The sequence below is a fragment of the Streptomyces sp. NPDC003697 genome, assembly GCF_053587115.1.
The window spans coordinates 97,131-122,659 of record NZ_JBSFNN010000007.1; the positions used below are offsets into that span (position 1 = coordinate 97,131).

General features: G+C 73.6%; 23 protein-coding genes. 14 read left to right on the forward strand and 9 right to left on the reverse strand.

What is annotated here, in order from left to right:
• Window positions 1–104: 104 nt before the first annotated feature.
• The 5 genes from ACWDNY_RS04855 to paaA are packed head-to-tail and all read right to left on the reverse strand — an operon-like array spanning window position 105 to window position 3,721.
• Window positions 105–1,169: a 2Fe-2S iron-sulfur cluster-binding protein gene (locus ACWDNY_RS04855; protein WP_451644275.1), complete on the reverse strand. Its 1,065-nt coding sequence runs from the start codon at window positions 1,167–1,169 to the stop codon at window positions 105–107.
• Window positions 1,169–1,714, reverse strand: coding sequence for a 1,2-phenylacetyl-CoA epoxidase subunit PaaD (paaD, locus tag ACWDNY_RS04860; RefSeq protein WP_451644311.1), 546 nt, complete (start codon window positions 1,712–1,714; stop codon window positions 1,169–1,171). The genes ACWDNY_RS04855 and paaD overlap by 1 nt, the downstream gene beginning before the upstream one ends.
• Entirely contained in the window at window positions 1,711–2,430 is a 720-nt protein-coding gene (gene paaC / locus ACWDNY_RS04865) for a 1,2-phenylacetyl-CoA epoxidase subunit PaaC (protein ID WP_451644276.1), read from the reverse strand. The genes paaD and paaC overlap by 4 nt, the downstream gene beginning before the upstream one ends.
• A complete protein-coding gene (paaB, locus tag ACWDNY_RS04870) occupies window positions 2,427–2,714 on the reverse strand; it encodes a 1,2-phenylacetyl-CoA epoxidase subunit PaaB (RefSeq protein WP_443240505.1) in 288 nt (95 codons plus the stop codon). Before paaB ends, paaC begins: the two co-directional genes overlap by 4 nt.
• Window positions 2,711–3,721: a 1,2-phenylacetyl-CoA epoxidase subunit PaaA gene (paaA, locus tag ACWDNY_RS04875; RefSeq protein WP_451644277.1), complete on the reverse strand. Its 1,011-nt coding sequence runs from the start codon at window positions 3,719–3,721 to the stop codon at window positions 2,711–2,713. Before paaA ends, paaB begins: the two co-directional genes overlap by 4 nt.
• Window positions 3,722–4,118: 397 nt before the next feature.
• Here paaA and ACWDNY_RS04880 point away from each other — a divergent pair, with 397 nt between their 5' ends.
• Genes ACWDNY_RS04880 through ACWDNY_RS04890 form a run of 3 tightly spaced genes read left to right on the forward strand, consistent with a single transcriptional unit; the run spans window position 4,119 to window position 7,209 of the window.
• Entirely contained in the window at window positions 4,119–5,246 is a 1,128-nt protein-coding gene (locus ACWDNY_RS04880) for a DUF5819 family protein (protein ID WP_451644278.1), read from the forward strand.
• On the forward strand, window positions 5,243–6,457 hold the full coding sequence (locus tag ACWDNY_RS04885; RefSeq protein ID WP_451644279.1) for an HTTM domain-containing protein: 1,215 nt from the start codon (window positions 5,243–5,245) through the stop codon (window positions 6,455–6,457). Before ACWDNY_RS04880 ends, ACWDNY_RS04885 begins: the two co-directional genes overlap by 4 nt.
• The gene (locus ACWDNY_RS04890; RefSeq protein WP_451644280.1) at window positions 6,454–7,209 is read left to right on the forward strand and encodes a TrmH family RNA methyltransferase; all 756 of its coding nucleotides are present in this window, start codon (window positions 6,454–6,456) and stop codon (window positions 7,207–7,209) included. The genes ACWDNY_RS04885 and ACWDNY_RS04890 overlap by 4 nt, the downstream gene beginning before the upstream one ends.
• 101 nt (window positions 7,210–7,310) lie before the next feature.
• On the opposite strand, the gene paaN is transcribed toward ACWDNY_RS04890, so the two are convergent.
• Window positions 7,311–9,020: a phenylacetic acid degradation protein PaaN gene (gene paaN, locus ACWDNY_RS04895; protein ID WP_451644281.1), complete on the reverse strand. Its 1,710-nt coding sequence runs from the start codon at window positions 9,018–9,020 to the stop codon at window positions 7,311–7,313.
• 148 nt (window positions 9,021–9,168) lie between these two features.
• Here paaN and ACWDNY_RS04900 point away from each other — a divergent pair, with 148 nt between their 5' ends.
• Together ACWDNY_RS04900 and ACWDNY_RS04905 are read left to right on the forward strand one after the other, a co-directional pair.
• The gene (locus ACWDNY_RS04900; protein WP_451644282.1) at window positions 9,169–10,683 is read left to right on the forward strand and encodes a 3-hydroxyacyl-CoA dehydrogenase; all 1,515 of its coding nucleotides are present in this window, start codon (window positions 9,169–9,171) and stop codon (window positions 10,681–10,683) included.
• On the forward strand, window positions 10,680–11,270 hold the full coding sequence (locus ACWDNY_RS04905) for a TetR/AcrR family transcriptional regulator (protein WP_451644283.1): 591 nt from the start codon (window positions 10,680–10,682) through the stop codon (window positions 11,268–11,270). Before ACWDNY_RS04900 ends, ACWDNY_RS04905 begins: the two co-directional genes overlap by 4 nt.
• A 17-nt stretch (window positions 11,271–11,287) precedes the next feature.
• Here the strand turns inward: ACWDNY_RS04905 and ACWDNY_RS04910 are convergent, their stop codons facing one another.
• Window positions 11,288–11,770 (reverse strand): Lrp/AsnC family transcriptional regulator, encoded by a 483-nt coding sequence (locus tag ACWDNY_RS04910; RefSeq protein ID WP_451644312.1) that lies wholly within the window; start codon window positions 11,768–11,770, stop codon window positions 11,288–11,290.
• 190 nt (window positions 11,771–11,960) lie between these two features.
• Here ACWDNY_RS04910 and pdhA point away from each other — a divergent pair, with 190 nt between their 5' ends.
• The 7 genes from pdhA to ACWDNY_RS04945 are packed head-to-tail and all read left to right on the forward strand — an operon-like array spanning window position 11,961 to window position 20,146.
• Window positions 11,961–13,106, forward strand: a complete 1,146-nt coding sequence (gene pdhA, locus ACWDNY_RS04915) for a pyruvate dehydrogenase (acetyl-transferring) E1 component subunit alpha (protein WP_451644284.1) — start codon at window positions 11,961–11,963, stop codon at window positions 13,104–13,106.
• Entirely contained in the window at window positions 13,103–14,107 is a 1,005-nt protein-coding gene (locus ACWDNY_RS04920) for an alpha-ketoacid dehydrogenase subunit beta (protein WP_451644285.1), read from the forward strand. The genes pdhA and ACWDNY_RS04920 overlap by 4 nt, the downstream gene beginning before the upstream one ends.
• Complete coding sequence (locus ACWDNY_RS04925; RefSeq protein ID WP_451644286.1) at window positions 14,107–15,528, forward strand: dihydrolipoamide acetyltransferase family protein; 1,422 nt, start codon at window positions 14,107–14,109, stop codon at window positions 15,526–15,528. The genes ACWDNY_RS04920 and ACWDNY_RS04925 overlap by 1 nt, the downstream gene beginning before the upstream one ends.
• Before the next feature lie 54 nt (window positions 15,529–15,582).
• Window positions 15,583–16,632 carry an NTP transferase domain-containing protein gene (locus ACWDNY_RS04930; protein ID WP_451644287.1) on the forward strand — a complete coding sequence of 350 codons (1,050 nt, stop codon included), beginning with the start codon at window positions 15,583–15,585 and terminating at the stop codon, window positions 16,630–16,632.
• A complete protein-coding gene (locus tag ACWDNY_RS04935) occupies window positions 16,629–18,038 on the forward strand; it encodes a molybdopterin molybdotransferase MoeA (RefSeq protein ID WP_451644288.1) in 1,410 nt (469 codons plus the stop codon). The genes ACWDNY_RS04930 and ACWDNY_RS04935 overlap by 4 nt, the downstream gene beginning before the upstream one ends.
• Window positions 18,035–19,114: a potassium channel family protein gene (locus ACWDNY_RS04940; protein WP_451644289.1), complete on the forward strand. Its 1,080-nt coding sequence runs from the start codon at window positions 18,035–18,037 to the stop codon at window positions 19,112–19,114. The genes ACWDNY_RS04935 and ACWDNY_RS04940 overlap by 4 nt, the downstream gene beginning before the upstream one ends.
• A gap of 51 nt (window positions 19,115–19,165) precedes the next feature.
• The gene (locus ACWDNY_RS04945) at window positions 19,166–20,146 is read left to right on the forward strand and encodes an NAD(P)H-quinone oxidoreductase (RefSeq protein WP_451644290.1); all 981 of its coding nucleotides are present in this window, start codon (window positions 19,166–19,168) and stop codon (window positions 20,144–20,146) included.
• Between the two features lie 181 nt (window positions 20,147–20,327).
• Here the strand turns inward: ACWDNY_RS04945 and ACWDNY_RS04950 are convergent, their stop codons facing one another.
• Window positions 20,328–20,906: a hypothetical protein gene (locus ACWDNY_RS04950; RefSeq protein ID WP_451644291.1), complete on the reverse strand. Its 579-nt coding sequence runs from the start codon at window positions 20,904–20,906 to the stop codon at window positions 20,328–20,330.
• Window positions 20,907–21,156: 250 nt separating this feature from the next.
• On the opposite strand from ACWDNY_RS04950, the gene ACWDNY_RS04955 reads away from it, so the two are divergent.
• On the forward strand, window positions 21,157–21,696 hold the full coding sequence (locus ACWDNY_RS04955) for a bacterial proteasome activator family protein (RefSeq protein WP_451644292.1): 540 nt from the start codon (window positions 21,157–21,159) through the stop codon (window positions 21,694–21,696).
• 140 nt (window positions 21,697–21,836) lie between these two features.
• On the opposite strand, the gene ACWDNY_RS04960 is transcribed toward ACWDNY_RS04955, so the two are convergent.
• Complete coding sequence (locus ACWDNY_RS04960; RefSeq protein WP_451644293.1) at window positions 21,837–23,495, reverse strand: protein kinase domain-containing protein; 1,659 nt, start codon at window positions 23,493–23,495, stop codon at window positions 21,837–21,839.
• A 367-nt stretch (window positions 23,496–23,862) separates the two neighbouring features.
• Here ACWDNY_RS04960 and ACWDNY_RS04965 point away from each other — a divergent pair, with 367 nt between their 5' ends.
• Window positions 23,863–25,500: a protein kinase domain-containing protein gene (locus ACWDNY_RS04965; RefSeq protein ID WP_451644294.1), complete on the forward strand. Its 1,638-nt coding sequence runs from the start codon at window positions 23,863–23,865 to the stop codon at window positions 25,498–25,500.
• Window positions 25,501–25,529: the final 29 nt, after the last annotated feature.

Genomic DNA, 25,529 nt, shown 5'->3' on the forward strand with positions numbered 1-25,529 from the left:
CCGGTCGCCGGGGCCCCGGCCGCATTCGGGCTCGGGGCCGAGTGGCCCCGCCCCGCCTCGGGTGGCCCGGCCCCGAATGGCCGGGCCACCCTGATCAGGGAATGTCAGCGGTCGAAGTCGAGTTCCACCGACTCCGTCCTCGGATGCGACTGGCAGGCGAGCACGTACCCCGCCTCCGTCTCCTCCGGCTCCAGTGCGAAGTTGCGGTCCATGCGCACCTCGCCCGACACCAGGAAGGCCCGGCAGGTACCGCAGACGCCGCCCTTGCAGGCGTAGGGCGCGTCCGGCCGGTTGCGCAGGACCGTCTCGAGCAGGGTCTCGCCGTCCTGGACCGGCCAGGTTCCGCCGCGGCCGTCGAGCCGGACGGTCACCGTGCTGTTCGCCGGGGCCGTGGACGCCGGGGCGAGTGCCGTGCCGCCGTCCACGTGGAAGATCTCCTGGTGGATCCTGGGCTTGGTCACCCCGAGTCCTCGCAGGGCCCGTTCGGCCTGCCCCACCAGCCCGTACGGCCCGCACAGGAACCAGCCGGCCACCTCTGCCACCGGGAGCAGCGCGGGAAGCAGCTCCGTCAGGCGCGCCTGGTCGAGCCGCCCGGACGGCAACCCGGCCTGCTGCTCCTCGCGGGAGAGCACCGTCACGACCTGGAGCCGCTCGGGGTGACGGTCCTTCAGGTCGGCGACCTCCTCCAGGAACATCGTCGAGGCGGTCGTCCTGTCGCTGCGTATCAGGCAGAAGCGGGCGGCGGGCTCCCGCGCCAGCAGCGTGGAGGCGATCGACAGCACCGGCGTGATACCGCTGCCGCCGACGACGGCGGCATACAGGCCCGGCGCGGGTTCCAGCGTGAAGCGGCCCGCGGGGGTCATCACCTCCAGTTCGTCGCCGACGTCGATCTCCTTCAGCGCGTACGTGGAGAAGGCGCCGCCGTCGACCAGGCGGACCCCGACCCGCAGCGTCCGCGGTCCGTCCCCGCCGGGGGCGGGCGCGGGGGAGCAGATCGAGTACGTCCGCCGTATCTCCACTCCGTCGGCCACGCGCCGCAGGGTCAGGTGCTGGCCCGGTGCGTGCCGGTACTCCTCGCGCAGTCCGGGCGGCACCGCGAGGGTCAGGGCGACGGAATCGTCGGTGAGCCTGTCGACCGCGGTCACGGGCAGCGGGTGGAAGCGGGCCATCACACCTCCTTGAAGTGGTCGAACGGTTCCCGGCAGGTGAGGCAGCGCCGCAGTGCCTTGCAGGCGGTGGAGGAGAACCGGCTGAGCAGCTCGGTACGGGCCGAACCGCAGTGGGGGCAGTGGACGGGGTCCGGCTCGGCCGCGGCGCCCTGCCGCCCGGAGAGCGTGCGTGTCGGGCCGAGTTCCAGCGCGACCGGCCCGGAGGTGCCCTGGACGCGTGGGGGCGCTATGCCGAACTCCCTGAGCTTGCGCCGTCCTTCGGCCGTGATGTCGTCGGTGGACCAGGCCGGTGCCAGCACCGTGCGGACGGTGACCTCCCGCATGCCGTGCTCGCGCAGCACCCGCTCGATGTCGAGGGACATCGCCTCGATGGCCGGGCAGCCGGTGTACGTCGGGGTCAGGTCCACCTCGACCGCGTCCGCGGCGCGCAGGCGCACGGCCCGCAGGACGCCCAGCTCCGCGAGGCTGAGCACGGGCAGTTCCGGGTCCGGCACCGAGCCCGCGAGCCGCAGCAGCTCGGTCTCCAGGGTCGTGGCCGTGGTCACCATGACGCCCCCGGGTGGCTGCGGTGCAGGTGCTGCATCTCGGCGAGCATCCGGCCGAACGGCTCGGTGTGCACGCCCTGCCGGCCGGCGCCCGCCGACCAGGCCCCGGTCTGCGGACCCTCGGGAAGCGTCAGGGTGGCCCGGCTCAGCACGTCGCCCACGGACGTCAGCCAGGCGGCCCGCAGCTCCGCCCGGTCGACGTCCAGGCCCTCCACCGGCTCGAACATCTCGCCCGTGAAGCGCCACAGCGCCGCGCAGGCCCGCTGCATCCGCTGGTGGCTCATGTCGGTGCCGTCGCCGAGCCGGAGCGTCCACTGCTCGGCGTGGTCGCGGTGGTAGGCGACCTCCTTGACCGCCTTGCCGGCCAGTGGCGCGAAGTCCCCGCCCCCGTCGGCCAGTCGGCCGTACAGCAGGTGCTGGTAGGTGGAGAAGTACAGCTGGCGGGCGATCGTGTGCGCGAAGTCGCCGTTCGGCTGCTCCACGAGCTGGAGATTGCGGAAGGCGCGCTCCTCGCGCAGATACGCCAGTTCGTCCTCGTCCCCGGCCATGGAGAGCAGGACCCGGGCCTGGCCGAGCAGGTCCAGCGCGATGTTGGCGAGGGCGACCTCCTCCTCCAGGACGGGGGCGTGGCCCGCCCATTCGCCGAGGCGGTGGGAGAGCACCAGGGCGTCGTCGCCCAGGGCGAGGGCGGCGGTCGCGGTGACGGTGGTCGTCACAGGTGCTTCACCCCCTCCGGGATGTCGTAGAAGGTCGGGTGCCGGTAGGGCTTGTCGGCGGACGGTTCGAAGAAGGGGTCCTTCTCGTCCGGCGAGGAGGCGGTGATCGCCGAGGACGGCACCACCCAGATCGACACGCCCTCCCCGCGCCGGGTGTACAGGTCCCGCGCGTTGCGCAGGGCCAGTTCCGCGTCCGGCGCGTGCAGGCTGCCGGCATGGGTGTGGGACAGGCCGCGCCGGGAGCGCACGAAGACCTCCCACAGGGGCCAGTCGGTGTTGGTCATGCTCGTTCCGCTCCCGTCTCACCGGCGTGCTTGGCCGCGTACGCCGCGGCTGCCTCCCGTACCCACGCGCCCTCGTCGTGGGCCCGCATTCGCTGGGTGATGCGCTGTTCGTTGCACGGCCCGTTGCCCTTGAGGACCTCCCAGAACTCGGTCCAGTCGATGGTGCCGAAGTCGTAGTGCCCCCGCTCCTCGTTCCACTCGAGGTCGGGGTCGGGAAGGGTGAGGCCGAGGGACGCGGCCTGGGGGACGCAGATGTCCACGAAGCGCTGGCGCAGTTCGTCGTTGGAGTGGCGCTTGATCTTCCAGGCCATGGACTGCGCGGAGTGCTGCGAGGCGTCGTCGGGCGGACCGAACATCATCAGCGACGGCCACCACCAGCGGTCCACCGCGTCCTGCGCCATCGCGTGCTGCTCGGGTGTGCCGCGGCTCAGGGCCAGCAGCAGCTCGTACCCCTGGCGCTGGTGGAAGGACTCCTCCTTGCAGATGCGGACCATCGCGCGCGCGTACGGACCGTAGGAGCACCGGCACAGCGGGACCTGGTTGGTGATCGCGGCGCCGTCCACCAGCCATCCGATGGCGCCGACGTCCGCCCAGGTCAGCGTGGGGTAGTTGAAGATCGAGGAGTACTTCTGGCGGCCGCTGTGCAGCTTGTCGAGGAGTTCGTCACGGCCGGTGCCGAGGGTCTCCGCCGCGCTGTACAGGTACAGGCCGTGGCCCGCCTCGTCCTGGACCTTGGCCATGAGGATGGCCTTGCGGCGCAGGGACGGCGCGCGGGTGATCCAGTTGGCCTCCGGCTGCATGCCGATGATCTCGGAGTGGGCGTGCTGGGCGATCTGCCGGACCAGCGTCGCGCGGTAGGCGTCCGGCATCCAGTCGCGTGGCTCGATGCGCTCGTCGGCGGCCACCGCCGCGTCGAACGCCTGCTGGTGGGCATCGGTGTGGTCGGCGCCGCCGGAGGCGTCGTACGCCTCGCTGCGGGTCGTCCGGTGCGCGGCTGCTGTCGCCATGCGGTCTCCCTCGACCTCGACTTCCTGCCGTCTCCCGACCGATCGTTCGGTCCGTCGTCATCAATGGTGGAGCGCCACGCCGTAAGGTGTCAACCGCTGTGGACAACCGGCCGCCGACCCTGTGGACGGACGGCGGGAGCAGCGAGCGGCCGGGCCGCCCCGGCAGGGCGGCGGGGGCTGCGCCCGGTGCGCGGGCCTGAGTACCGTGTGCGGACGCCGGGTGCCGGACGCCGTGCCGGGAACGGCGAGCGGAACGAGGAACGCCGGGCGGGGTGCCGCACGGCGGGAGACGATCCGCGGCCGGGTGGCCCCGCGCCGGGTGGCCCTGTGACCGGGCAGGCCTCTGACCGGGTCGCCGGACGGGCGGACGACGGATGGGGATCGGGGAAACGGGCGGATGGACGCGTACGACGAGGAATCGAACGCCCCGGACGGGCCGCAAGCGCCGGCACGCGGGCCGTCCGCTGCCCGCGGCGCCGGGGAGACGGCTTCGGCGGGCCCGGTGACCGCCGGCCGCGGGCGGCTACCCGGCCTGTCCGTCCCCGGCCCTCGCCGCGAGTCCGTGCCGGGGATCGCTGCTGACTCCGTGCCGGACCACGGCCGCGAGCCCGTGCCGGACCCCGGCCGCCCCGACGCGGTGCCGGACCCCGACCGCGACCCCGTGCCGGGGCTCCGCTCCGGTTCCGTGCCGGACCTCGGCCGCGAGCCCGTGCCGGACCCCGGGCGCCCCGATGCGGTGGCGGACCCCGATCGCGACCCCGTGCCGGGGCTCCGCTCCGGTTCCGTGCCGGACCCCGGCCGTGCGTCCGTGCCCGGCCCTCGCCGCGAGCAGGCGTGGCCCGCTGTCGCCCGGCCCGCAGGCCCCCCGGCCGAGACCCGTACCGGTGTCGCCGCGCTCTCCCCGCGCTACCAGGCCGCAGCGGCACTGGCGCTCGCCATCGTCGCGGCCGTCGCCTGTGTGCACATCGGCATGCTGTTCCTCCACGTCGCTCCGTCGAACACGGTGACGAAGCAGCACGGCAGGGCCGTCGACGAGTGGATCTACCCGGAGTTCGAGCAGAACTGGAAGCTCTTCGCGCCGAACCCACTCCAGCAGAACATCGCCGTGCAGGCGCGGGCCCAGGTCCGGACGCCGGACGGCGGCACCCGCACCACCGGCTGGTACGACCTGTCGGCCCAGGACGGCCGGGCCATCGAGGGCAACCCGCTGCCCAGCCACACCCAGCAGAACGAGCTGCGCCGCGCCTGGGACTTCTTCGCCGCCTCGCACGCCGACGGCGACCGCCCGGCGGGCCCGCGGGGGGAGCTCGCGGAACAGTATCTGCGCCGCATCGTCGTGCTGCGCCTGGACCACGCGCACGCGGCCGGTCCGGGCGGCGCCGTCGAACGCGTCCAGGTCCGCAGCCGCACCACCAACGTGCCCCCGCCCGAGTGGAGCGAGGAGAAGGTGCCCAGCACGCCCGCCTACCACCAGCTGCCCTGGTGGCCGGTGCCCACGGACGAGACGGAGGGGGGAGCGCGGTGAACCGCCTCTCGCTGTCCCTCTGGCAGGGCATGGGCCGGGTCACCGGAGCGGCCCTCGGCCCGTACCAGACGGCCGTGATACGCATCGGCTTCCCGGCCACCTGGCTGCTGTTCCTGCTGCGCGAGTTCCCCCACCGCGAGGAGCTGTACGGGCCCGGCGGCCCGTGGAGCTGGGATCTCGCCCGGCAGCTGACCTCGGGCAACGGCGCCTTCACCGCGCTTCTGTGGTTCAGAGGTGGACTGTGGTTCGAGACCGTCTATCTGCTGGCCGCCCTGTCCGGCCTGCTGCTGATGCTGGGCTGGCGCACCCGTACGACGTCCGTGCTCTTCATGGTCGGCATGCTGTCGCTGCAGAACCGCAGTGTCTTCGTGGGCGACGGCGGCGACAACGTGCTGCACCTGATGGCGCTCTACCTGGTGTTCACGCGCTGCGGCCAGGTGTGGTCGCTGGACGCGCGGCGGGCCGCGCGGAGGCGTGCGGCCCGCGCACGCGGCGAACACCGGCCCGACCGGGCCGGCCCCGCCCTGTGGGCGGTGCTCGGGTCGGCCCTGGTCGCGGTGACGGCGGCGGGACGGCTCGACGGCGAGTGGCTGGTCCCCGCCCTGCTGTGGGGCGTGTGGCTGTCGCAGGCCCTGTGGTGGCTCGTCGAACGGCGTGCGGGGGTCTCGCCGGAGCCGCGGATCCTGCTCGACGTGATCGCGAACGCCGTGCACAACGCGGCCCTGCTCGTGATCATGGCTGAGGCCTGTCTGATCTACTCGGCGGCCGGGTGGTACAAGATCCAGGGTTCGCGCTGGCAGGACGGGACCGCCGTCTACTACCCGCTGCACCTCGACTACTTCTCGCCCTGGCCGGCACTCGCCGACCTGATGTCCGCCAGCGGCACGCTGGTGATGCTGGTGACGTACGGGACGGTGATCGTGCAGGTCGCCTTCCCGTTCACGCTCTTCAACCGGCGGGTGAAGAACGCCCTGCTGGCGGCCATGATGGTCGAGCACGCCGTGATCGCGGTGGTGCTGGGACTGCCGTTCTTCTCGCTGGCGATGATCGCGACGGACGCGGTGTTCCTGCCGACGTCGTTCCTGCGCCGGCTCGGCGACCGGGCGGCACGGGTGCGAGGACGCCTGCCCGGGCGCGGCGGGCGGGCGGTGCCCGGGGGACCGCGCTCCCCGGAGCCGGGTGAGCCCGCCCACGTAGGCTTCGGGGCATGACCGACCCCCTGCCCGACTGGCACCGGCTCGCCGGCACCGCCGTGCTGCTCGACGGCTTCCACGCCCTCAAGCACGCGGTCCGCTTCGGCGCCGACGTCCCGGTGGCGGTCACCAGCGACCGGCGGGCGGCGCTCGCCCTGGCCGACGAGCTGGCCCCGGACGTGCGGGACCGGCTGGAGGCGCTGCTGACGGAGGTGGACCGGGCGACGTACACCTCCGTCGTGCCCCGGCCGCACCCCACCGCCGTGGCCGCCCTGGCCGTCCGGCCCTCCCGTGACGCCCAGCTGCGGGCGCTGACCCGCAGGCCCCGCGGTGCTCCCGTCGTGGTCCTCGACCAGCCGCGCAACCTCGGCAACGCGGGGGCCGTGGTCCGGCTCGCCGCCGGTTTCGGGGCGACGGGCGTGGTCACCACCGGCACCCTCGACCCGTGGCACCCGGCGGTGGTGCGCGGCGGGGCGGGGCTGCACTTCGCGACCGCCGTCGAGCGGCTGTCGGTCGAGGAGCTGCCGCCCGGCCCGCTGTTCGCCCTCGACCCGGAGGGCGAGGACATCCGCGGGGTGAAGCTGCCGGACGACGCCGTGCTCGCCTTCGGTTCGGAGCGCAGCGGCCTGTCCGCCGGGCTCCGCGCCCGCACGGACCATCTGCTGGCGCTGCCGATGCGTCCGCAGGTCTCCAGCTACAACCTCGCGACGAGCGTGGCCATGACGCTGTACCACTGGAGCGCCACGGCCGGGGCGCACCGCGTCCCCTGAGGGCCGCGTGGCGACGCCCCGCCCCGCCACGCGGTGCACCGTCTCCGCCCGTGCAGCCCCGAGGGGGCACGGGCAGCGGCCCCGGCCGGCCCGCTCCCGCGCTACCCGGCGGCGGCCTGTGGGGCGCTGCGGCGCACCTCCACCACCCGGAAGCGGTTGGCCACGAACGCGGCGTCGCACAGGGCCGCGTTGGCCGCCGGGTTGCCGCCCGAGCCGTGGAAGTCGGAGAAGGCGGCCGTCTGGTTGACGTACACCCCGCCGGTGAGGTTGAACGACAGCTGGGCGGCCTCCTCCAGGCACACCTCCTGCACCGCCTGCTCGACCTCCTCGTCCGTGGTGTAGGCGCCCACGGTCATCGCGCCCTTCTCGCGGATCGTCCGGCGCAGCAGCTCCACCGCGTCCGCCGCCGAGTCGACGGCGACGGCGAAGGACACCGGGCCGAAGCACTCGCTCATGTAGGCGGTCTCGGCGTCCGGCTTGGCGCCGTCCAGCTTCACGATCACCGGTGTGCGCACGACCGCGCCCGGGAAGTCGGGGTTGGTCACCTCGCGGGAGGCGAGGGCGACTTCGCCCAGGTCGGCGGCGGTGTCCAGGCGGGCCTTGACGTCCGGGTTGACGATGGCGCCGAGCAGGGCGTTCGCGCGGGCGTCGTCGCCGAGGAGCCCGGCGACGGACTTCGCGAGGTCGGCCACCACCTCGTCGAAGGTCTTGGGGCCCTCGTCGGTGCGGATGCCGCCGCGGGGGACGAGCAGGTTCTGCGGGGTGGTGCACATCTGGCCGCTGTACAGGGACAGCGAGAAGGCCAGGTTGGACAGCATCCCCTTGTAGTCGTCGGTCGACTCCACGATCACCGTGTTGACGCCGGCCTTCTCCGTGTAGACCTGCGCCTGGCGGGCGTTGGTCTCCAGCCAGTCGCCGAAGGACGTCGATCCCGTGTAGTCGATGATCCTGATCTCGGGGCGCGTGGCCAGGGTCTTCGCGATGCCCTCGCCGGGACGTTCGGCGGCCAGCGCCACCAGGTTCGGGTCGAAGCCCGCCTCGGCGAGCACCTCGCGGGCGGTCCGCACCGTCAGCGCGAGCGGCAGCACCGCGCGCGGGTGCGGCTTGACCAGGACGGGGTTGCCCGTGGCCAGGGAGGCGAACAGGCCCGGATAGCCGTTCCACGTCGGGAAGGTGTTGCAGCCGATGACGAGGGCGATGCCGCGCGGAACGGGCGTGAACTGCTTGGCGAGGGCGAGCGGGTCGCGCTTGCCCTGCGGCTTCGTCCACCGCGCGGTGTCCGGGGTGCGCACCTGCTCCTGGTAGGCGTAGGCCACCGCCTCCAGGCCCCGGTCCTGGGCGTGCGGGCCGCCCGCCTGGAACGCCATGAGGAAGGCCTGGCCGGAGGTGTGCATCACCGCGTGCGCGAACTCGTGCGTGCGGTCGCTGATGCGGCGGAGGATCTCCAGGCACACCATGGCGCGCGTCTCGGCGCCCGCGTCCCGCCAGGCCCGCAGGCCGGCGCTCATGGCGGGCAGCAGCACGTCGAGGTCCGCGTGGGGGTACGTCACGCCGAGGTCGATGCCGTACGGCGATACCTCGCCGCCCACCCAGTCGTCGGTGCCGGGCTGGCCGAGGTCGAGGCGGGTGCCGAGGACGGCGTCGAAGGCGGCCCTGCCCGCCGCCGCGTCCAGGCTGCCGCCCTCACCGTAGGCCTTGGGGTGCTCCGGGTGCGGGGACCAGTACGCGCGCGTGCGGATCGCATCGAGCGCCTGGTCCAGGGTGGGCCGGTGCCTTGCGATCAGCTCCTGCGCGGTCAGTTCGGCGGCCATGCGGGACCAACTCCTCGTCTGGAGAACTCTTCGTCGAGCTCATGACCTGGGCGGAAACAGCCGGACAGGGCTAGAGTAACCGAACGATCGGTCGGGACAAGGGGGACCGCCGCATCTGTGGAAAACGTCGTGCGGAAGGATCGCGCACATGACAGCACTCGACCTCAGCAGCCCCGTGGCCGTCGTCGGCACCGGCACCATGGGCCAGGGCATCGCCCAGGTCGCGCTGGTCGCCGGGCACCCCGTGCGGCTGTACGACGCCGTGCCCGGGCGGGCCCGGGAGGCGGCCGCCGCGATCGGAGCCCGCCTCGACCGGCTCGTCGAGAAGGAGCGGCTCACCGGCGCGGAGCGGGACGCGGCCCGCGCACGGCTGCTGCCCGCGGAGGGCCTCCGTGACCTCGCGGACTGCGCGCTGGTCGTCGAGGCCGTCCTGGAGCGGCTGGACGTCAAGCAGGAACTGCTGCGCGAGCTGGAGGGCGTCGTCGCCGACGACTGCCTGCTCGCCACGAACACCTCGTCCCTCTCGGTGACGGCCATCGGCGGCGCCCTCGCCGCGCCCGGCCGTTTCGTCGGGCTGCATTTCTTCAACCCGGCCCCGCTGATGCCGTTGGTGGAGGTCGTCTCCGGGTTCGCCACCGACGTCACGTCGGCCACGCGCGCGTACGAGACGGCCCGGGCCTGGGGCAAGACCCCGGTCGCCTGCGCGGACACGCCCGGCTTCATCGTCAACCGGATCGCCCGGCCGTTCTACGCGGAGGCCTTCGCCGTGTACGAGGCACAGGCCGCCGACCCCGCCACCATCGACGCGGTCCTGCGCGGGTCCGGCGGGTTCCGGATGGGGGCGTTCGAGCTGACCGACCTGATCGGGCAGGACGTCAACGAGTCCGTCACGCACTCCGTGTGGCAGTCCTTCTTCCAGGACGTGCGCTTCACGCCCTCGCTCGCCCAGCGGCGCCTGGTCGAGTCGGGCCGACTCGGCCGCAAGTCCGGCCGCGGCTGGTACGACCACTCCGACGGGGCGGAGCGCCCCGAGCCGCACACCGCGGAGAAGGCCGAGGCTCCTTCCCAGGTCGTAGTGGAGGGAGACCTCGGTCCCGCCGCCGAGCTGCCGGCGCTGATCCGTGAGGCGGGCATCCCCGTGCGCGAGGAGGAAGAGGACCACGGCACCCGGCTGGTGCTGCCGGGCGGCGGCCAGCTGGTGCTCGCCGACGGGCAGACCGCCGTCGAGTTCCAGGACGTCGTCTACTTCGACCTCGCCCTCGACTACCGCAGGGCCACGCGCATCGCCCTGTCCGCCTCGAAGGACACCTCCCCGCGGACCCTGGCGGAGGCCACCGGCCTCTTCCAGGCGCTCGGCAAGGACGTCAGCGTCATCGGCGACATCCCCGGCATGATCGTCGCGCGCACGGTCGCCCGGATCGTCGACCTGGCGCTCGACGCCGTGGCCAAGGGCGTGGCCACCGAGGAGGACGTCGACACCGCGATGCGTCTGGGTGTGAACTATCCTCTCGGCCCCTTCGAGTGGAACCGCCGGCTCGGCCGGACCTGGGCCTACGAACTCCTGGACGACCTGCACCTGCGCGACCCGTCGGGACGCTACGCGCCCTCACTCGCGCTGTACCGCCACGCGTACGCCACCGACCAGCGGGAGGGCACGTCATGACGACCGCACGACGCGACACGTACACGCCCGAGACCCTGCTGTCCGTAGCCGTGCGCGTCTTCAACGAGCGCGGCTACGACGGCACCTCCATGGAGCACCTGTCGAAGGCGGCGGGCATCTCCAAGTCGTCGATCTACCACCACGTCGCCGGCAAGGAGGAGCTGCTGCGCCGGGCGGTGAGCCGGGCGCTGGACGGGCTGTTCGGGATCCTCGACGAGGACCAGGCGCGCGCGGGACGTGCCGCCGACCGCCTGGAGTACGTGGTGCGGCGCATGGTCGAGGTGCTCATCGCCGAACTGCCGTACGTCACGCTGCTGCTGCGGGTGCGCGGCAACACCGGCACCGAGCGGTGGGCGCTGGAACGGCGCCGCGAGTTCGACCACCGGGTCGCCCAGCTGCTGAAGGCGGCCGCCGCCGACGGCGACGTGCGCGGCGACGTGGAGGTGCGGCTCGCGACCCGGCTCGTCTTCGGCATGATCAACTCGATCGCCGAGTGGTACCGGCCCGACGGGCGCGGCATGAACGAGCGGGAAGTGGCCGACGCCGTGGCCCGGTTGGTCTTCGGGGGCCTGCGCCACCAGCAGTGAGGCGGGCAGGCCCCGGCTCACCCCTGCGGCTCCAGGTCCTCCTCCTCGAACACCAGCAGCGTGCGGGTGCTGAGCACTTCGGGGATCGCCTGGAGCCGGGTGAGCACCACCTCGCGCAGGGCCCGGTTGTCCGGCGTGTGCACCAGCAGCAGGACGTCGAAGTCGCCGCCGACCAGGGCGATATGGGAGGCGCCGGGCAGCTGCCGCAATTTCTCGCGGACCGTGCGCCAGGAGTTCTGCACGATCTTCAGGGTGATGTACGCCGACGTCGCCTGGCCGGCGCGTTCGTGGTCGACCCGGGCGGCGAAGCCGCGGATGACACCGTCCTCGACGAGGCGGTTGATACGCGCGTAGGCGTTGGCCCGGGAGACGTGGACCCGCTCGGCGACCGACCGTATCGAGGCGCGGCCGTCCGTCTGGAGCATCCGCAGGATGTCCTGGTCGACGGCGTCCAGCGGGCGGGGCGGCGGCAGCGCGCTGTCGTCCCGTCCCGCGGCCATTTGTTCAGCTGCCATGTCCCCCCGCCTCTCCGCCGTGGACGCACTGCGTCCATCTCAGGCTGTGCAGAACCGTTTGTCCACAGCCTGGGGCCGCCTGTAGCCAAAATGTGCCGACGACCGAACAATCGGTAGGTGAGGCGCGTCACAGACGCCGTGCCTCCCGAAGCCGCTCCCACGAGGAGGTGCCGTCATGACGGTCATGGAGCAGCGAGGCGCGTACCGGCCATCGCCGCCGCCCGCCTGGCAGCCCCGTACCGACCCCGCGCCCCTGCTGCCCGACACGGAGCCCTACCGCGTCCTGGGCACGCAGGCCGCCGCGAAGGCCGATCCGGAGCTGCTGCGCCGGCTGTACGCGCAGCTGGTCCTCGGCCGCCGGTACAACGCGCAGGCGACGGCCCTGACCAAGCAGGGCCGTCTCGCCGTCTACCCCTCCAGCACCGGCCAGGAGGCCTGTGAGGTGGCCGCGGCACTGGCCCTGGAGGAGCGCGACTGGCTCTTCCCCAGCTACCGCGACACGCTCGCCGTCGTGGCACGTGGCGTGGATCCCGTCGAGGCCCTCACCCTGCTGCGCGGTGACTGGCACACCGGCTACGACCCCTACGAGCACCGCGTCGCCCCCCTGTCCACCCCGCTCGCCACCCAGCTGCCGCACGCCGTGGGCCTCGCCCACGCCGCCCGTCTCAAGGGCGACGACGTGGTCGCCCTGGCGATGGTCGGCGACGGCGGCACCAGCGAGGGCGACTTCCACGAGGCGCTGAACTTCGCCGCCGTCTGGCAGGCCCCCGTCGTCTTCCTCGTGCAGAACAACGGCTTCGCCATCTCCGTCCCGCTGGCCAAGCAGACCGCCGCGCCCTCCCTGGCCCACAAGGCCGTCGGGTACGGCATGCCGGGCCGCCTGGTCGACGGCAACGACGCCGCCGCCGTGCACGAGGTGCTCGCCGACGCCGTACGGCACGCCCGCGCGGGAGGCGGCCCGACGCTGGTGGAGGCGGTGACCTACCGCATCGACGCCCACACCAACGCCGACGACGCCACCCGCTACCGCGGCGACGCCGAGGTCGAGGCCTGGCGCGAACACGACCCGATCGCCCTGCTGGAGCGGGAGCTGACCGCGCGCGGCCTGCTCGACGACGACGCCGTCCAGAGCGTGCGCCAGGACGCCGAGACGATGGCGGCACGGCTGCGCGAGCGCATGAACCAGGAGGCGGTCCTGGACCCGGCGGACCTGTTCGCCCACGTGTACGCCGAACCCACACCGCAGCTGCGGCAGCAGCAGGAGCAGCTGCGCGCGGAACTCGACGCCGGGAACGAGTCGGAGGAGGGCACCGCCCGATGACCACCGTCGCGCTCAAGCCGGCCACCATGGCCCAGGCCCTCACGCGCGCGCTCCGCGACGCGATGGCCGCCGACCCGTCCGTGCACGTCATGGGCGAGGACGTCGGCACGCTCGGCGGCGTCTTCCGCGTCACCGACGGACTCGCCCAGGAGTTCGGCGAGGACCGCTGCACGGACACACCGCTGGCCGAGGCGGGCATCCTCGGCACGGCCGTCGGCATGGCGATGTACGGCCTGCGTCCGGTCGTCGAGATGCAGTTCGACGCCTTCGCGTACCCCGCCTTCGAGCAGCTCGTCAGCCATGTGGCGAAGATGCGCAACCGCACGCGCGGCAGGATGCCGCTGCCGCTCACGATCCGCATCCCCTACGGCGGCGGAATCGGCGGCGTGGAACACCACAGCGACGCCTCCGAGGCGTACTACATGGCGACTCCGGGCCTGCACGTGGTCACGCCCGCCACCGTGCCCGACGCCTACGGGCTGCTGCGCGCCGCCATCGCCTCCGACGACCCGGTCGTCTTCCTGGAGCCCAAGCGCCTGTACTGGTCGAAGGACTCCTGGAACCCGGAGGAACCGCCGGGCGTCGACCCGATCGGCCGTGCGGTGGTGCGGCGGACCGGCCGGAGCGCCACGCTCATCACCTACGGCCCGTCCGTGCCCGTGTGCCTGGAGGCCGCCGAGGCGGCGCAGGCCGAGGGCTGGGATCTGGAGGTGGTCGACCTGCGCTCGCTGGTGCCCTTCGACGACGAGACGGTCTGCGCGTCGGTGCGGCGCACCGGGCGCGCGGTCGTCGTGCACGAGTCGGGCGGGTTCGGCGGCCCGGGCGGAGAGATCGCCGCCCGCGTCACGGAGCGCTGCTTCCACCACCTGGAGGCGCCGGTGCTGCGGGTGGCCGGGTTCGACATCCCCTACCCGCCGCCCATGCTGGAGCGGCACCACCTGCCCGGCGTGGACCGGATCCTGGACGCCGTGGCGCGTCTGCAGTGGGAGGCGGAGAGCTGATGCCACAGGTGCTGGAGTTCAGGCTCCCCGACCTCGGGGAGGGCCTCACCGAGGCGGAGATCGTCCGGTGGCTGGTCGAGGTCGGTGACGTCGTCGCCGTCGACCAGCCCGTCGTCGAGGTCGAGACGGCCAAGGCGATGGTGGAGGTGCCCTGCCCCTACGGCGGGGTGGTCACGGCCCGCTTCGGCGAGGAGGGGACCGAACTGCCCGTCGGCGCGCCCCTGCTGACCGTCGCGGTCGGCGAACCGGCCGCCGGGGAGGAGCCCGGGGGCTCCGGCAACGTCCTGGTCGGATACGGCACCTCAAAGGCCCCGGCGCGGCGCCGCAGGGTGCGGCCGCGGCCGGCACCGGTCACCGCGGGCGCGGCGCACGCGCCCTCGCGCGCGGGTGGGCCTGCGGCCGCCGCGGTGCCCGGCCCGGTGCGGGAGGCCGCGCAGCACGCCGACGGTCCCGTCCCCGTCATCTCGCCGCTCGTCCGCCGGCTCGCCCGGGAGAACGGCGTCGACCTTCGGCGGCTGGCGGGCTCCGGTCCCGACGGGCTGATCCTGCGTGCGGACGTCGAGGGCGTGCTCCGGGCGAAGGCCGCGCGGGACCTCGCGACGGAGCCGCCGGCGGCCGCGGCATCCCACGGCACGTCCGCTCCCGCGGCCCTCGCACCGAACGGTCACCGCCGGCCCGGCGCACCGGCCGCCCCCTCCGCGCCCGCCCCGGGGTCCGCGGCACCCACCGCCGCCGGGACGCGCGTCCCGCTCAGGGGCGTCCGGGGTGCTGTCGCCGACAAGCTGTCCCGCAGTCGCCGGGAGATCCCGGACGCGACCTGCTGGGTGGACGCCGACGCGACGGAGCTGATGCGGGCCCGGGCGGCCATGAACGCGGCCGGAGGGCCGAAGATCTCCCTGCTGGCGCTGCTGGCCCGGATCTGCACGGCCGCGCTCGCCCGATTCCCCGAGCTCAACTCGACCGTCGACATGGAGGCCCGGGAGGTCGTCCGGCTCGACCGGGTGCATCTCGGCTTCGCCGCACAGACCGAGCGCGGGCTGGTCGTGCCCGTCGTGCGGGACGCGCAGGCACGGGACGCCGAGTCGCTGACCGCCGAGTTCGCCCGGCTGACCGAGCGGGCACGGGCGGGCACCCTGACGCCCGGCGAACTCACCGGCGGCACCTTCACCCTGAACAACTACGGCGTGTTCGGCGTCGACGGCTCCACGCCGATCATCAACCACCCCGAGGCCGCCATGCTCGGCGTCGGCCGCATCGTCCCCAAGCCCTGGGTGCACGAGGGCGAGCTGGCGGTGCGCCAGGTCGTCCAGTTGTCGCTGACCTTCGACCACCGGGTGTGCGACGGCGGCACGGCGGGCGGTTTCCTGCGGTATGTGGCCGACTGCGTGGAACAGCCGGCGGTGCTGCTGCGCACTGTGTGACGGAGGGGCCCCGCCCGCGTTCCCTGTGATCCCGGCGGGACGCATACTCGGGGGGTGACCGCGTACGAGCCTCCCGAGTACGAGCCGCCCAGCTCCAGGGCCCCGGGTGACTCCGGCGAGCCCGGCCCCGCCTACGACGCCGTGGTGCTGGCGGGCGGTGGCGCCCGGCGGCTCGGCGGCGTGGACAAGCCCGGACTGCGTGTGGGCGGGCGGGCCCTGCTCGACCGGGTCCTCGCCGCCTGCGCCGGGGCCCGGACGACCGTGGTGGTCGCCGAGCCGAGAGGCACCGGGCGGCCCGTGCGGTGGACGCGTGAGGACCCCCCGGGGGTCGGGCCGGTCGCCGCCCTCGAGGCCGGACTGCGCGGCACCACGGCCGAACACGTCGTCGTGCTCTCCGCCGACCTGCCCTTCGTCGGCGAGGACACGGTCCGCCGGCTGCTGGGCGCCCTGCGCGCGGGCAGCAGCGACGGCGTTCTGCTCACCGACGCCGACGGGCGCGACCAGCCCCTGGTCGCCGCCTACCGTACGGCCGCGCTGCGCCGCGGACTGGCGGCCCTCACGGACGCGGCGTCCGGCGGCGCTTCCCGCGCGAGCGGCGCCCCCGGCGATGCGGCGCCTGCCGAGGGCTCGGGCGCGGGTGGCGCCCCCGCCGGCACGGGGTCCGCCGACGGTCCCGGTGCGGGCGGTGTCCTCGCCGGGCTGCCGCTGCGCCGGCTGACCGCCGCGCTCGACCTCAGCCGCGTCCCCGATCCCGTCGCGTCCTTCGACTGCGACACCTGGGACGACATCGCCGCCGCCAGGGCACGCATCAGGGAGCATGGGCACGTGTTGGATGAATGGATCACCGCAGTCAAGGACGAGCTGGGCATCGACCTGGACGTCGACACCGGCGCCCTGCTCGACCTCGCCCGTGACGCCGCGCACGGCGTGGCCCGGCCCGCCGCACCGCTGACCACCTTCCTCGTGGGGTACGCGGCCGCGCAGGGCAAGGGCGGCCCCGAGGCCGTCGCCGAAGCCGCCCGGAAGGCCGCCGTGCTCGCCCGGCGCTGGGCGGACGAGACCACCGCCGATGCGGGCCCCGGCGCGGAACCGGGCGCCGGATGACCCCCCGCGGCGTCCAGGCCGGCGAGGACGTCGAGGATCTCGATGTCGAGGAGGTGCTCGCCCTCGTGAAGGAAGGCAACGGACCGGCAGCGGGCGGCGGCCCGGGCCGGGCCGCCGGCCAGGACCCGGCCGGAGCGGGCGACCACCTCGCGCACACGGCCGACGGCCGCCACCGGGCCACCCCCTGGCCGCAGGCCCGCGAGATCGCGGCCGCCGCCGTCCTTCCCCCGGCACCCGACGGGGCGAGCGGTGACTCCGGCGGCGCGCGGTGCGCCCCTGACCCGGTGGCCCTCGACGCGGCTCTCGGCCTCGTGCTGGCCGCGCCCCTCGCCGCCCGCACCGACCTGCCGTCCTTCGACACCTCCGCCATGGACGGCTGGGCGGTCTCCGGCCCCGGACCCTGGGACGTACGGGACGAGGGTGTCCTGGCCGGGGACGGGCGGCAGGAGCCGCTGACGGACGGGGAGGCGGTACGGATCGCGACCGGCGCCCGCATCCCGCAGGACACCACCGCCGTGCTGCGCAGCGAGCACGGCCGTACGGACACCAAGGGCCGGCTGCACGCCGCCCGCGAGGTCGGACACGGGCAGGACATCCGCCCGCGCGGCCAGGAGTGCCGCACGGGCGACCAGTTGCTGCCCGTGGGGACCCTGGTCACGCCCGCCGTGCTCGGTCTCGCCGCGGCCGCCGGATACGACACGCTCACCGTCCTCCCGCGCCCCCGTGTGGAGGTCCTCGTCCTCGGCGACGAGCTGCTGACCGAGGGGCTGCCGCACGACGGCCTGATCCGCGACGCGCTCGGCCCCATGCTGCCGCCCTGGCTGCGTGCCCTCGGCGCCGACGTCACCGGCGTCCGCCGGATCGGCGACGACGCCGGGGCCCTGCACAGGGCCGTCTCGAGGTCACGCGCCGACGTGATCGTCACCACCGGCGGAACCGCGTCCGGTCCGGTGGACCACGTGCATCCCACGCTGCGCCGGGTCGGGGCGGAACTCCTGGTGGACGGTGTGGGAGTCCGGCCCGGTCACCCGATGCTCCTGGCCCGCACCGGGCCGGGGCAGCACCTCGTCGGGCTGCCCGGAAATCCGCTCGCGGCCGTCTCCGGTCTGCTCACGCTCGCCGAGCCGCTGCTGCGCGGCCTGGCGGGGCGCCCGGCGCCGGAGCCGTACACGCTGCCGCTCCGAGAGGCCGTGCAGGGGCATCCGTACGACACCCGGCTGGTGCCGGTGGTCCTGCGGGGAGAGCACGCCGTGCCGCTGCACTACAACGGACCCGCGATGCTGCGTGGCGTCGCGGCGGCCGACGCCCTCGCTGTCGTACCACCGGGCGGCGCCCGGCCGGGTCAGGAGGCCGAACTCCTCGACCTGCCCTGGGCCGCCGCCGGAATCGGGGTGTGTTTCACGTGAAACTTCCGGGCCAGGACGCGATCGCCCGCCAGGCGGACGAACACATCGTGACCCACCAGGTGCAGTTGCCCAGGAAGGTGGTGGAGCGGCCGATCCGGCAGGTCGCCAAGCGGCTCTCGCTGGCACTGCTGATCCTGATCGGGACCGCGTTCATCGTCTACGCCGACCGTGGCGGCTACACGGACAACTCCGACGGCTCGGTGGACTTCCTCGACGCGGCGTACTACGCGACCGTCACCCTGTCCACCACTGGGTACGGCGACATCACACCCGTCAGTGACGCGGCACGGCTGACGAACATCTTCGTCGTCACGCCGTTCCGTGTGCTGTTCCTGATCATTCTCGTCGGCACCACGCTCGAAGTCCTCACCGAGCGCACGCGTGAGGAGTGGCGCCTCAACCGCTGGAGGTCCACGTTGCGCGACCACACCGTCGTCGTCGGTTTTGGTACGAAGGGACGCTCGGCGATACAGACCGTCTGTGCCACGGGGCTGGACAAGCAGCAGGTCGTCGTGGTCGACCCCAGTGCGAAGGTGATCGAGGCGGCGACGGCGGACGGGTACGCCGGAGTGGTCGGGGACGCCACACGCAGCGAGGTGCTGAAGCGGGCGGAGGTGCAGCGGGCCCGGCAGATCATCGTCGCCACACAGCGGGACGACACCGCCGTGCTGGTGACGCTGACGGCCCGGCAGCTCAATCGGGGGGCGAAGATCGTGGCGGCGGTGCGGGAGGAGGAGAACGCGCCGTTGCTGAAGCAGTCCGGGGCCGACGCCGTGATCACCAGCGCGAGCGCGGCAGGGCGGCTGCTGGGACTGTCCGTACTGAGTCCGGCCGCGGGCATGGTCATGGAGGACCTGATCCAGCAGGGAAGCGGCCTGGACATCGCCGAACGACCCGTCGTGAAGGCGGAGGTGGGCAAGACCCCGCGGGAGTTGGACGACCTGGTGGTGAGCGTCGTACGGGGGCACCGGGTCCTCGGGTACGACGACCCGTCCGTCGGCACGCTCCAGCTGACGGACCGCCTGATCACGATCGTGCGGGCCACGCCGGGGGCGCGGGCGCTGCCGCTGGGCTGAGGGTGACCGGTGCTCCAAGTGTTCGAAGCGGTGGGTAGTAGCGTCGGAACCATGTATGCGATCACGATCCCCGAACCCGGTGGGCCAGAGGCGTTGGTGTGGGACGAGGTGCCGGATCCGGTGCCCGGCGAGGGGGAGGTGCTGGTCGACGTCGTGGCCAGTGCCGTCAACCGTGCCGACATCCTGCAGCGACAGGGCTTCTACAATCCGCCGCCCGGCGCGTCCTCGTACCCCGGCCTGGAGTGCGCCGGGCGGATCGCCGCGCTCGGCCCCGGCGTCTCCGGCTGGGCCGTGGGCGACGAGGTGGCCGCGCTGCTCGCGGGCGGCGGCTACGCCGAGAAGGTCGCCGTCCCGGTCGGCCAGCTGCTGCCCGTGCCCGAGGGCGTCGACCTCCGGCAGGCCTCGGCGCTGCCCGAGGTGACCTGCACGGTGTGGTCCAACGTCTTCATGGTGGCCCATCTCCGCCCGGGCGAGACGCTGCTCGTGCACGGCGGATCCAGCGGTATCGGCACGATGGCGATCCAGCTCGCCAAGGCCCTCGGCGCGCGGGTCGCGGTCACGGCGGGCACGAAGGAGAAGCTGGACTACTGCGCCGAGCTGGGCGCCGACATCCTGATCAACTACCGCGAGCAGGACTTCGTCGCCGAGATCAAGCAGGCCACCGACGGCGCGGGCGCCGACGTCATCCTCGACAACATGGGCGCCAAGTACCTCGACCGCAACGTCCAGGCCCTGGCCGTCAACGGCCGGCTCGCGATCATCGGCATGCAGGGCGGTGCCAAGGGCGAGCTGAACATCGGGGCCCTGCTCGGCAAGCGGGCCGCGATCAGCGCGACCTCGCTGCGCGCCCGTCCGCTGAGCGAGAAGGCGGCGATCGTCGCGGCCGTGCGTGAGCACGTCTGGCCGCTGTTCGCCTCCGGTCGGGTGCGGCCGGTCGTCGACCGCGAGGTCCCCATGAACGACGCCGCGACCGCCCACCGGGTCGTCGAGGAGAGCGGTCACATCGGCAAGGTGCTCCTGGTCGTGCCCTGACCCCTCCGGTCCCGGCCCTGACAGACCGACCGGGGAGCCGCGGATCGACCCGGGTCCGCGGCGCTTCCCGGTCCGGCCTGCCTGCTCGAAACGAAGGACCGCGAAGGACCCTGGTGCCGCGGAAGGTGACGTTTGCCCGTCATGGGGCGTCGCGACGGGGCGAACGTCGCCTGTCGTGGCACTAGCTGCGGCGCACCCTGAGGGCGACGAACGCGAGACCCAGGCCGAGGCCGATCAGGACCAGCCCGCTGCCGAGGGGCAGGACGCGCAGCACGGGCTCGGCGGGAGCCCCCGCCCGGCCCGCCGTCCGGGCGGAGCCGGGACCGGCCGGGGACTCCGTGGGCGGCCGGCCGGCCTCCCCTGAGGTCTCCGAGGCGGTGCTCGCTTCGGGAGCGTCGGGTATGTCCCCGCCGTCCCCAAGGCCACCGCCGTCGCCGTCCTGCTCACCGTCCCCGCCGTCCCCCTGCCCGGCGGCTCCCCCGTCCTGTGCCGGGCCGGCCGGGTCCTGGGTCTCGGGCGTCGGCGCCTCCGGCCGCCCCGGCCGCTGCCGCCCCTCGCCCGCCCGGCTCCCGGCCCGTGAGGGCCCGGCGGAGGCCGGGGTGGAGGCCGGGGTGGAGGCCGGGGTGGAGGCGGAGGGCCTGGGGGCCGAGGACACCGGCACGGCGCCGTACGCCGGGACGGAGCCTGAGACCGGCGCGGCCATACACAGGAGGATCAGCGCTCCGGCGGTGCCCAGCGGGGTGCGCAGCCATGGAGTCACGTCGGGGACCCCCTCACGGTGCCCGGTCAGCGCGTCAGTGGCACAACGTTCGCACCGGCCGACCCGTCCGGCACTCCGGGAAGGGCCGATGGGCCGAACCGGCCGCACGGTCCGGGTGCGTCGGCCGGCCCCGGGCAGCCGGCGCTTCCGGAGGACCGGCTGCCGGCCTACGACGCCCGCCCGTCTCCGTGAATCGCCCCGCACCGGGGGCCCTCCGTGGTGAGGTGGGCGGATGCGAGAGAATGGGGGAATGGAGATGCCGAGGAACGAAAGGTCGCCGGAGAACCCGCAGATCCTGGTGGTGGGCCAGGACGGCATGGCGCTCGGCGGCGGTGGTGACGACGACACCCGCGAGACCCCGCTGACGGAGCAGGTGGAGCAGCCTGCCAAGGTCATGCGGATCGGCAGCATGATCAAGCAGCTTCTCGAGGAGGTGCGCGCCGCTCCCCTGGACGAGGCCAGCCGGAACCGGCTGAAGGAGATCCACGCCAGCTCGGTGCAGGAGCTTGAGGACGGCCTCGCGCCGGAACTCGTCGAGGAGCTGGAGCGGCTCTCCCTGCCGTTCAAGGACGACGGGACGCCCAGTGACGCCGAACTGCGCATCGCCCAGGCGCAGCTGGTGGGCTGGCTGGAGGGCCTCTTCCACGGCATCCAGACGACCCTCTTCGCCCAGCAGATGGCGGCGCGGGCCCAGCTGGAGCAGATGCGCCGCGCCCTTCCCCCGGGACTCGCCCAAGAAGGGGGTGACGACCCGCGCGCCGGCGGGCGCTCGGGCGGGCCGTACCTGTAGGCCCGTGGCCGTGTCGAGGACGTAGACGTCAGCGCGTACGCGCGAGGAGGGCCCGGCGGCCGGACCGCCGGGCCCTTCGTGTCGGACGGGTGCCGGGGCGGACCGGGCCCCCGCGCCCGGCCGGCGGAGGGCAGGCGTGGTCAGGCCGGGTTGCCGGTGGAGACGTTGAGCTGGATCTCCGGCATGTTCTTCGGGTCGACGTCGGTGCCCGCGGCCGGGAACTGGTTCATGACCGTGCCGTCGCCGAAGGTGTTCTCGTCCTGCTTCTCGATCTTCATCTTCCAGCCCGCGGCCTGCAGGCACTCCTTGACCGACTTGATGTACTTGAACTTGAAGTCCGGCACCTGGATCTTGTCCGGGTCGTTGTACGACTCGTCCGGCTCCGTGCACGCGCTCTTGTCGATCGTCTTCGACGGGTCCGGCCCGCGGTAGTCCGTCGCCCTCGTCGCCGAGGGGCCGGTGCTCGCGCCGCGGTCCCCGCCCTTGCCGTGGCTGTCCGAGCCGTTGTCGTTCATGGCGAGGCCCACGACGAGGCCGACGACGGCGATGGCGGCGACCGCGATCGAGCTGATCACCATCGGCCGGCTGCTGCGGCCGCCGCCCGGCCCGCCGATCGCGGCCGTGGCCTGGGGCGCCATGGTGTACGGCGGCGGGGTCGAGGCCTGCTGCGCGTACGGCGACGGCTGCGGCGTCCGGTACCCGCCCTGCTGCGGGTAGCCGTAACCGGGGGACGGCGCGACGGGTGCGCCGGTGCCGTAGGGGTTGTTCGGGGCCGGCTGGTACGGCACCTGGACGTGACCGTGGGGGGTGGGGGCCGACTGGTCGACCGGCGGGAACACCGCGGAGCTCACGCCCGCGCCGCTCGGTGTGTGCGCGCCGGGGACGATGCTCGGCGGGGCCGCCTGGACGGAGGCCGCGACCCGCAGGCACTCGTCGCGCATCGACTCCGCGTTCGGGAAGCGCTCGTTGGGGTTCTTCTTCAGCGCGCGGGCGACCAGCGCGTCGACGGCCGGGGGCAGGGCTCGGTTCACGGAGGAGGGGGCGACCGGCTCCTCCTGCACGTGCGCGTAGGCGATCGCCAGCGGGGAGTCCGCGTCGAACGGCAGCCGTCCGGTGACCAGCTGGAAGAGCATGATGCCGACCGAGTACAGGTCGGAGCGCGCGTCCACGCCCCGGCCGAGGGCCTGCTCCGGCGAGAGGTACTGCGGGGTGCCCACGACCATGCCGGTCTGGGTCATCGAGGTCACGCCGGACTGCATGGCGCGGGCGATGCCGAAGTCCATGACCTTGACGACCCCGCGCTTGGTGAGCATCACGTTGCCCGGCTTGATGTCGCGGTGGACCAGCCCCTTCTCGTGGCTGATCTCCAGCGCGGCGAGCACGTCCGCGGTGATCTTCAGGGCCTTGGCGGCGGGCATCGCGCCGTGCTGCCGGATGTCTTCCGCCAGCACCGAGCCGAGCGGCCGCCCCTCGACGTACTCCATGACGATGTACGGCATCGGCGCGCTGCCCGCGCCGTCGCCGGACAGCGTGTCCTCGCCGGTGTCGAAAACGGAGACGATGTTGGTGTGCGTGAGCTTGGCCACGGCCTGCGCCTCGCGGCGGAACCGCTCCCGGAAGGCCTGTTCCCGGCCGAGCTCGGTGTGCAGCGTCTTGATCGCGACCTGGCGGTCCAGAACGGCGTCGTACGCGAGGTGCACGGAGGCCATACCGCCCTCGCCGAGCAGGTCGCGCAGCTGGTACCGGCCGCCGGCCAGTGCCCGCCCCGCGAAGCGGCCCTCCGCGCCGTCCTGGCTCATGTTCTGCGTCCCCCATAGGCGCCGGCGGCAGCGGCTGCTCTGCTCCCGCGATCGACTGTCCGGCGATCGAATGTCAGTGATCGCATTGTCATTCCCGGCCAAGTCTGCCCGAGGGCAGTGACACGTCAAGCTCGGTGCCCGTTCCGTGACCGTACGCGAAAGAAGCGTCGCGGAAGCGTTACAGCGGGCGCGGGGCCGGTGTACGGGATTTGCGCGACCGTAGGCGTACGAGGTTTGATGACCGGTCCGTCTCGGACCGGTCCCCGCACGCAACCTGGACCGGCGGCTTGCGCCGAGCCTGTAGCGTGGCCGACGGAGACCGTGACAACACCGCGCGCACCGCGGGCAGAAACGACGGCGAGGACCGATGGCACAGACGCAGCGCGCCCAGGGCCCGTCCGACCCCGAGGCGTCCGGCGGCGGCATGTCGGACGCGCCGGAGATGTGGGGCAACGGCGGGCTTGTCGGCGACGGCCGGTACCGGCTGACCCGCAGACTCGGCCGGGGCGGCATGGCGGAGGTCTTCGCCGCCGAGGACGTGCGTCTGGGCCGCACCGTCGCGGTGAAGCTGCTCCGCGCCGACCTCGCCGAAGACCCGGTCTCCAAGGCCCGGTTCACCCGCGAGGCACAGTCGGTGGCCGGTCTGAACCACCACGCGATCGTCGCCGTGTACGACTCCGGCGAGGACCAGGCGGGCGGCCAGGCCGTGCCGTACATCGTGATGGAGCTGGTCGAGGGCCGCACCATCCGCGATCTGCTGCTGAACGCGGAGGCGCCGGGACCGGAACAGGCCCTCATCATCGTCTCCGGCGTCCTGGAAGCGCTGGCGTACTCGCATCAGCACGGCATCGTGCACCGCGACATCAAGCCGGCCAACGTCATCATCACGCACAACGGCGCCGTGAAGGTGATGGACTTCGGCATCGCCCGCGCCCTGCACGGGGCGTCCACGACGATGACGCAGACCGGCATGGTGATGGGCACCCCGCAGTACCTGTCCCCCGAGCAGGCCCTCGGCAAGGCCGTCGACCACCGCTCGGACCTGTACGCCACCGGCTGCCTGCTCTACGAACTCCTCGCTCTGCGGCCCCCCTTCACCGGTGAGACCCCGCTGTCGGTGGTGTACCAGCACGTCCAGGACATCCCGACGCCGCCGTCCGCGGTCGCCGAGGGCTGCCCGCCGGAGCTAGACGGCCTCGTCATGCGCTCGCTCGCCAAGGAGCCCGACGACCGGTTCCAGACGGCCGAGGAGATGCGCGGACTGGTCCAGTACGCGCTGCAGATGCTGTACGAGCAGGGCGGTCACACCGGCAGTTGGAACACCGGCCCGGTGGCGGCGCACGACGGCCGGCACACCCCCGCGGCGGGCGTGGCCGGCACGGCCGTGCTGCCGCACCCCGGCGACGCCTCCGGCACCACGCAGATCCCCCAGCCGATCCTGCCCGCCGGCTACGGCAGCGGCGACGACGGCGGCTTCGAGGGGCACGGCAACCAGGGCGGCGGCCGCGGCAAGCTGTGGATCCTCGCCGTCCTCGCGGTGATCGCCGTCGTGGCGGGAGTGGCCCTGGCGCTGCAGAACACCGGCGGCAAGGGGGAGGGCGGCGGCAACGGCCCCTCCACGTCGCCGTCGAGCACACCGTCCACCGGGGATCCGCAGTCCAGCTCCAGCCCCAGCGACGACGCGTCGAAGGGGCCGTCGGACACGGAGACGGACAACGGCAACTACTCGGGCGGCTCCGGATCGCACTGGACCCCGTCGTCCAAGCCCTCGTACACGCCGTCGCAGCCGTCAGGTCCCCAGCCGTCGGACGAGCCGTCGGACCCCGCGCCCTCGCAGTCGCAGCCTTCGGACCCGGCGGACGGCGGCACCGACGGGGGCACCACGGACGGTGGGACCACGAACGGCGGAAACGCGAACGGCGGAAACGCGAACGGCGGGACCACGGACGGCGGCACGAACTCGGGCTCCACGGTCGGTGCCGCGATCGGCGGCGCCACTCCCTGAAGGCCACCGGTGCCGCCGGTCCCCCGGCG

Bases quoted from the DNA above. Each gene is read 5' to 3' on its own strand.
- ACWDNY_RS04855 (WP_451644275.1), bottom strand. From the start codon at position 1,169: ATGGCCCGCTTCCACCCGCTGCCCGTGACCGCGGTCGACAGGCTCACC.
- paaB (WP_443240505.1), bottom strand. From the start codon at position 2,714: ATGACCAACACCGACTGGCCCCTGTGGGAGGTCTTCGTGCGCTCCCGG.
- paaA (WP_451644277.1), bottom strand. From the start codon at position 3,721: ATGGCGACAGCAGCCGCGCACCGGACGACCCGCAGCGAGGCGTACGAC.
- ACWDNY_RS04880 (WP_451644278.1), top strand. From the start codon at position 4,119: ATGGACGCGTACGACGAGGAATCGAACGCCCCGGACGGGCCGCAAGCG.
- ACWDNY_RS04890 (WP_451644280.1), top strand. From the start codon at position 6,454: ATGACCGACCCCCTGCCCGACTGGCACCGGCTCGCCGGCACCGCCGTG.
- paaN (WP_451644281.1), bottom strand. From the start codon at position 9,020: ATGGCCGCCGAACTGACCGCGCAGGAGCTGATCGCAAGGCACCGGCCC.
- ACWDNY_RS04900 (WP_451644282.1), top strand. From the start codon at position 9,169: ATGACAGCACTCGACCTCAGCAGCCCCGTGGCCGTCGTCGGCACCGGC.
- ACWDNY_RS04905 (WP_451644283.1), top strand. From the start codon at position 10,680: ATGACGACCGCACGACGCGACACGTACACGCCCGAGACCCTGCTGTCC.
- ACWDNY_RS04910 (WP_451644312.1), bottom strand. From the start codon at position 11,770: ATGGCCGCGGGACGGGACGACAGCGCGCTGCCGCCGCCCCGCCCGCTG.
- pdhA (WP_451644284.1), top strand. From the start codon at position 11,961: ATGACGGTCATGGAGCAGCGAGGCGCGTACCGGCCATCGCCGCCGCCC.
- ACWDNY_RS04920 (WP_451644285.1), top strand. From the start codon at position 13,103: ATGACCACCGTCGCGCTCAAGCCGGCCACCATGGCCCAGGCCCTCACG.
- ACWDNY_RS04925 (WP_451644286.1), top strand. From the start codon at position 14,107: ATGCCACAGGTGCTGGAGTTCAGGCTCCCCGACCTCGGGGAGGGCCTC.
- ACWDNY_RS04935 (WP_451644288.1), top strand. From the start codon at position 16,629: ATGACCCCCCGCGGCGTCCAGGCCGGCGAGGACGTCGAGGATCTCGAT.
- ACWDNY_RS04945 (WP_451644290.1), top strand. From the start codon at position 19,166: ATGTATGCGATCACGATCCCCGAACCCGGTGGGCCAGAGGCGTTGGTG.
- ACWDNY_RS04955 (WP_451644292.1), top strand. From the start codon at position 21,157: ATGGAGATGCCGAGGAACGAAAGGTCGCCGGAGAACCCGCAGATCCTG.
- ACWDNY_RS04960 (WP_451644293.1), bottom strand. From the start codon at position 23,495: ATGAGCCAGGACGGCGCGGAGGGCCGCTTCGCGGGGCGGGCACTGGCC.
- ACWDNY_RS04965 (WP_451644294.1), top strand. From the start codon at position 23,863: ATGGCACAGACGCAGCGCGCCCAGGGCCCGTCCGACCCCGAGGCGTCC.